This window comes from Nocardia pneumoniae NBRC 100136, from assembly GCF_000308755.1.
Lineage (GTDB): Bacteria > Actinomycetota > Actinomycetes > Mycobacteriales > Mycobacteriaceae > Nocardia > Nocardia pneumoniae.
Map to the genome: position 1 here is coordinate 178,549 of NZ_BAGF01000151.1, position 6,494 is coordinate 185,042.

Below are 6,494 nucleotides of genomic sequence, written 5' to 3' on the forward strand. Positions count from 1 at the left end.
CAGGAGAATTCAGCTGCGCTCGGTGGCTGGAATCGGCGCAGTCCCGGTCGGCGGCTCGATATCGCGCTTGCGCGCTCGCGGGAGGAACGAGCCGAGCCAGTGGGGCATCCACCAGTTGGCCCGGCCCAGCACTGCCATGGTTGCGGGTACCAGCACCATCCGGACGATCGTCGCGTCCAGCACGATCGCGGCGGCCAGACCCAGACCCATCATCTTCACCAGCGGCGACGGGCTCGCGACGAAGCCGAGGAACACCGCGGTCATGATCAGGGCGGCGGAGGTGATCACGCGGCCCGTACCCGCCAAGCCGCGTGCGACCGACTCTGCATTGTCGCCGGTGGCGTCGAATTCCTCGCGGATACGTGAGAGCAGGAACACCTCGTAGTCCATGGACAGGCCGAAGAGAATGGCGAAGAAAATCGTCGGCATCGGTGAGGGGATCGGATAGGTTCTCTCCAGACCGAATGCGGCAGCGAACCAGCCCCACTGGAATACCGCAATCACGATGCCGTAGGCCCCGCCGATCGACAGCAGGTTCATCACCGCCGCTTTCAGCGGTATCGCGAGGGAGCCGAACACCACCATCAGCAGTAGAAACGACGCGGCCAGGATCGCGGCGACGAAGACCGGCAGGGCTTCGTCCAGCCGTTCGGTGAGATCGTCGGTCATTGCTGTCAGGCCCGAGACGGCGACGTTGTCCGGCAGCAGGTCGCGGACGCGCCGCAGGGTTTCCGCCGTTGCCGCGTCTGCGGGACCGGTGGCAGGTATCGCCGACAGCACGACCGTGTCACCGGCGGACGAGGTCCGGGGCACGCCCACGGCCACGATCCCGTCGTCGGCGGCAATGCGCTCGGCCAGCGCAGGAATGTGCCCGGCATCGACTCCCGGGCTGCGCAGATCGGCGACAAGCAACAGCGCGCCGTTGAAGCCTGGCCCGAAACCGTCGGCCAGCAGGTCGTAGGCGCGGCGGTGCGTGGTGCTCGTCGAGTCGTCACCAGCGTCAGGGAAGCCCATGCGCATGCTGAAAGCCGGAGCGGCCAATGCAAGCAGCACCACCGCGGCGACGACCAGATACGGCCACGGCCGCTCGGCGATCCGGTGCGCGAAGCGCCACCACGCCGTGCCCGTCGGCTGCAAGGCTGGGCGACCGCGGCGAAGCAGGCGTCCGGCGTCGATGCGGTCGCCGAGCAGTGACAGCAGCGCAGGCAACAACGTGAGCGCGGTCGCGACAGCAAGCAGCACCACCAGCGAAGTGCTGAGACCGACCGAGGTCAGGAATCCGACACCGGTCAGCACGAGGGCCGTCATGGCCACGACGACGGTGCCGCCCGCGAACAGCACGGCAGAGCCGGCGGTTCCCATCGCGTTGGACAGCGCTGCCGCGTTGTGCTGGCCTGCGGCGCGGTTCTCGCGGTAGCGGGCCACGATGAACAGGGCATAGTCGATGCCGACACCCAGGCCGATCATCGCGCCGATCGTCGGTGCCGCCGAAGAGATGTCCAGGGCGGCCGCTAGTACCACGATGCCACCGACTCCGGCGGCAACCGTGATCAGGGCCAGCGCTATCGGAAGTAGTGCGGCCACGATGCTGCCGAACGCGACGACCAGCACGATCAGCGCGACCAGCACACCAGCGGCTTCCGCACCCGAGGTCTCGGTATCGGCGTTGATGAACGCCGCGTCGCCACCGAGTTCCGCCGTGACACCGGCGTCCCGTGCCGGTGCCATCGCCGCGAAAAGCGCGTCCAGTACTTCCGGCCCCAAATCGGTCGACGGCAGATCGAAGGTGATTTCGGCGAAGCCGATCCGCCCGTCGGGGGAAATTGTGCCCGTGGCGAACGGGTCGGCCAGCGCGGCCACGTGCTCCACGTCGGCAACCCGGACGACTGCGGCATCGACAGCGGAGCGGTAACCGTCGAGCCGCTCCCCCGGCGGCGCGGCGAAAACTGCCATGGCGCTGCCGTCGGCTGCTTCGGGGAAGCGTTGCTCGAGCAGTTCCATCGCCTGCGCGCTCTGGCTGCCGGGCGCGATGAAGTCGTCGATGAACGGGCCGCCCGCAGTCCCGGCCAGTGCTAAGACGATGGCGACAGCTGCCACCCAGGCAGCGATGGTGTGCCATGGTCGGCGGGCACTGAGGTCGCCGATGCGGCGGGTCAGTCGGTTCATGATCACGTACTCCTGGGTGATGGCCGCTGGTTGTTTCGAAGGCACTTGGTGGACAGCGGGTTCCATCGTGGGCGGCGGGCACCTGCGCGGTCGCCCGCCGCAAGAGGGTTCGCTTCCCCTCGGGCGTCGGGTTGCCATGCCGCAGTCCTCCTCCTGGCGGCGGAGGCGGTATCCGCACGGAGCGTGATGACTGCCGATCCCGGTGTGGCCTACCGTTGCCTGGTGCGCATCGATTCATCTCGCAACGGCCACCGGGTCCCGGGGCGATGACAGACCGCGCTGCCCTCCGGTCCTCGCCTGCGCCACATGGCACGTCGAAGCGATTCCGGGGCCCGTTCACCCGCTGGCCACGCACCTCGGACGCCACTCTCGCGGTCACGATGTTCCTGCTGGCCGTGCACGTCGTGGACGCGCCCGGAGACGCGATCGCCCTCCGATCAACCGGTTCGGTACCCGTCGCGGTGCTGCTGGTTTCCGCTGTGGCGAGCGCGGCGCTGTACTGGCGCCGCAGCGCACCCGTGCCGGTCTTGGCGGTGACGCTGCTGTCCTGGCTGGTCGTGGCGCTGATTTCGGTGAACTCCGACTTCGGCGGCATGGCGATCGTCGCGCTGTACAGCACGGGGCGCTACTCCGGCGAGCTGAGACGGGGCTATGTCGGTGTCGGGGGTGGCTTTGTCGTGGTCACCGTCGATGGCCTGCTCGCGCACGCCGCCTGGGCGGAGATCATCACCGGCCTCGTCGCCATGGAACTGGCGTGGTACGTCGGCCGCCGGTTGCGTCTGCGCGCCGAACGCGCCGAGCGGCTGCGCCGGGAACAAGCCGACGAGGAACGCCGGATCCGCACCGAGGAACGTACCCGCATCGCCCGCGAACTCCATGATGTGGTCGCTCACCGAGTGAGCATGATGACGGTGCAAGCCGGGGCCGCCAAGGTTGTGGCCACCCACGACCCCGAGGCGGCCCACCAGGCGATGGCCGCGGTCGAGGACGCCGGGCGCCAAGCGCTGGATGAACTGCGCCATCTGCTGGGAGTGCTGCGGCCGGATCTCGATCATGACGGGCTCGGTCCGCAACCCGGCCTTGCCGACCTTCCCGGTCTCGTCGAGGAGGTGCGCCGGGCGGGCCTCGATATCTCGGTGACGACCGAGAACGTTCGTACCCCCTTGGCGGCTCGTGTGGAACTGTCGGCGTATCGCATCGTGCAGGAAGCGCTGACCAACGTGCTCAAGCACAGCGGCCCGCGGACCCGGACCGAAGTGCACCTACGCGGCACGCAGTGTGGTCAGGGCATCACGATAGAAGTACTCGATGACGGCCGCGCGACACGACCGGGGCCGAGTATCGACAAGCGCCCGGCCGGTCACGGGATCATCGGTATGCGCGAACGGGCCCTACTGTTGGGTGGCAGCCTCCAGACGGGCCCGCGACCCGGCGGCGGTTTCCGAGTGCTCGCCCAGCTACCCACAGGAGGGCCGCAGCCGTGAGTTCCGTGAACCCATTCGCGCCGGGGCATAGCCCGGCATGAGTGTCCGCGTCATCGTCGTCGACGATCAGGCCCTGGTCCGCACCGGCTTCACGATGGTGCTGCGGATCCACCCCGACATCGAAGTGGTGGCCGAGGCCGGAACCGGACTCGAAGCGATCGAGGCGGCGCACCGGCATCGTCCGGACGTGATTCTGATGGACATCCGCATGCCCGAAATGGATGGACTCGAAGCGACCGCCACGATTATGGCTGAGGCGGATTGGGACGTCCGGGTGCTGATCTTGACCACATTCGACCCCGACGAATACGTCTATCGGGCCCTGCGGGCCGGTGCCAGCGCCTTCGTGCTCAAAGACATGCCTGCCGACCAACTGGCCGCAGCTGTGCGAACCGTGGCCGACGGTGGTGCACTGCTCGCGCCCTCGATCACTCGCCGCTTGATCGGCCGGTTCGCACGCCGTCTCACCATAGACACCGCCGTGGCAAACCGCCTGCAACGGCTCAGCGACCGGGAACGCGACGTCATGGTCGCCGTCGCGCGCGGAGCCAGCAACGCCGAGATCGCCGCGCAGCTGTTCATCGGAGCCGCGACGGTCAAGTCCCACGTCTCGAGCATCCTCACGAAACTCGGCCTGCGCGACCGCGCCCAGATCGTCGTCTTCGCCTACGAGAGCGGCCTGGTCGAAGCCGGCGACAACAGCATCGGTCACTGAACTGGCGCCCTCAGATCTCCTGCGCCAGCCGCGGCCAGGCCCTGGTGCTGAGTTCGCAACCACTGCAAAACTTTCCCGGAGCGCGGTTCGCCAGTTCTTGCGGGGGATGTAGCCGAGCTTGCGTGTCGCGTAGTCGCTGGGACATGGCCACTCCTCGGCGACATGTATCCGGCGAGCTGCTACCACACGAGTGGGAAGGCGCCCGCCATGGCCGCGATGTCTTGGCCCGCCTCACCGCCGCCCATCGTAGCCACTTCACATCAGCAGCCCGAGAGCCAGCGTCACCATGACAGTGTGCCGACGGCGGGAATCGTGTTGCCTTACGAGAGTGGCGCAAACAAGAAACCTGCGCTTCAAGCGATGGCGGGAGAATCAGCAGACCGGTCACGAAAGAGGTGACTCCATGCCGGATGCTGTCCCGAATGATGCTGCGAGTGCTCTCGTCCTAGCACCGCCTCACGAGATCCTCTGTGCGACCATCGAAGCCGATGTCGCCAGCCTTGCCCGATCCCAGGCGTCACTAACCGGCGGACCGGCATGAGTGAAAACGTGGCCCGTATAGGCGCATTGACACATCTGCGACCTCACACGCGCCTTAAATCAATGGCGGCTCTTAGTCGGCGAGTGAGGACCGGTTGATCGCTTGTATCCGGTCGAGATCGTCGAGTCGTCCGGCCAGAGGGTCGGGGGGCGTCATCTGTTCACGATATGGCCGAGCAGTGGGCTCGGCTCGCTCGAACCCTGCCAGCAGGGCCGGGTTCGGCCATCGCCGTCGCTGGCTGTGTTTCGTTTCGGCGAAGGGTATATATCGCCGCCGACCTGGGGCCTGTCGTCGGCGGGCGCTGGTTGGAACTCATCGATCCCGAGGAGCAGCCGATGTGCGCGCGGATTCGGCGGCTCGGACCGCCTTCTTGTCCGCGTCGTCGAGTTTGCGCGTGTCGCGTGGGACGGCGAAGGGCTGCAGGTCTTCGGGAAGCCCCTGGGCAATGGCTTTGCCGTGGTCGAGTTCGGCGTTGATCTCGGCTCCGAGCAGCAGCGCGATATTGGTCAGCCAAAGCCACACGAGGAAGATCACCACCCCGGCAAGCGAGCCGTAGGTCTTGTCGTAGGAGGAGAAGTTGACGATGTAGACGGAGAACAGTACCGAGATGACCAGCCAGATGAGGACCGCGATCACCCCGCCGGGGCTGATCCACTTGATGCCACCTTGGCGGGCGTTCGGGCTGGCCCAAAACAGGATGGCCAGCAGCGCCGATACCAGGACGAACAGCACCGGCCATTTGGCGATGTTCCAGATGGTCACCGTGGTGGCACCCAGGCCGAGGAAGTCGCCGATCTGCTGGGCGACCGGCCCGCTCGCCACCACGATGGCGGCGCTGACGACGAGCAGGATCATCGAGACGATCGTGACGCCGAGCCGGATGGGTGTGGTCTTCCAGATCGGCCGGCCCTCGCCGATGCCGTAGACGACATTGGAGGCGCGCATGAAGGCCGCCACGTACCCTGACGCAGACCAGAGCGCGACGGCGAGACCGAGGATCGCGCCCCAGCCTGCGCCGTGTTTCCCGGCCTGCGCTTGGTCGACGAGGGTGCGCACGAAATCCGCGCTCGAACCGGGCGCGATCTGCTGGGCCTGGTCGACGAGTTCGGCGGCGGCGTTCGGGCCGAGCAGGCCGAGCAGAGAGACCAGGACGATCAGGCCGGGCACGATCGACAACACCGCGTAATAGGTGAGGGCGGCGGCCAGATCGGTGAGGTTGTCGCGCTGGAACTCTTTGCCCGCGCGCTTGACCACCGCGAGCAGGGAGGGTTTCGACAGGTCGGCCGGGCTATCGAGCTCGTCGGGGTCCAGATCCGGCCGGGCTCCGGTATCGGTCGCATCGACCGGCGTCCCGAGGTGATCACGGGTATCCGCCGGGTCGGCTCGCTGGTCCTCGTGCCGTTTCCCTTCACCGTGCTCTTTCGTCATGGGCTTGCCTCGCTCACACACGTCCGTGCCGGCTTCCCGCCGGTCGCCGGAACCCCGTCGAACGAGTGGTGCCCGAAGCAGCGCTGCTGAAACTGCTCAGTCGGCTTTCGGGGGCGGGTTCGGCGCGCGGTGTAAGTGCGAATCGCCACAGGGGATGCTG

4 protein-coding genes are annotated in these 6,494 nt (G+C 67.3%); 2 read left to right on the forward strand and 2 right to left on the reverse strand.

Annotated elements, in window-relative coordinates:
- Positions 1-9: 9 nt before the first annotated feature.
- The gene (locus tag ON34_RS31855; RefSeq protein ID WP_051023431.1) at positions 10-2,166 is read right to left on the reverse strand and encodes an MMPL family transporter; all 2,157 of its coding nucleotides are present in this window, start codon (positions 2,164-2,166) and stop codon (positions 10-12) included.
- Positions 2,167-2,432: 266 nt separating this feature from the next.
- Between ON34_RS31855 and ON34_RS31860 the strand changes: the two genes are divergently transcribed.
- Positions 2,433-3,650, forward strand: coding sequence for a sensor histidine kinase (locus ON34_RS31860; protein ID WP_040786799.1), 1,218 nt, complete (start codon positions 2,433-2,435; stop codon positions 3,648-3,650).
- Between the two features lie 37 nt (positions 3,651-3,687).
- Entirely contained in the window at positions 3,688-4,365 is a 678-nt protein-coding gene (locus ON34_RS31865) for a response regulator transcription factor (protein ID WP_040786800.1), read from the forward strand.
- Positions 4,366-5,218: 853 nt separating this feature from the next.
- On the opposite strand, the gene ON34_RS31870 is transcribed toward ON34_RS31865, so the two are convergent.
- The gene (locus ON34_RS31870) at positions 5,219-6,334 is read right to left on the reverse strand and encodes a YihY/virulence factor BrkB family protein (RefSeq protein WP_083889944.1); all 1,116 of its coding nucleotides are present in this window, start codon (positions 6,332-6,334) and stop codon (positions 5,219-5,221) included.
- Positions 6,335-6,494: the final 160 nt, after the last annotated feature.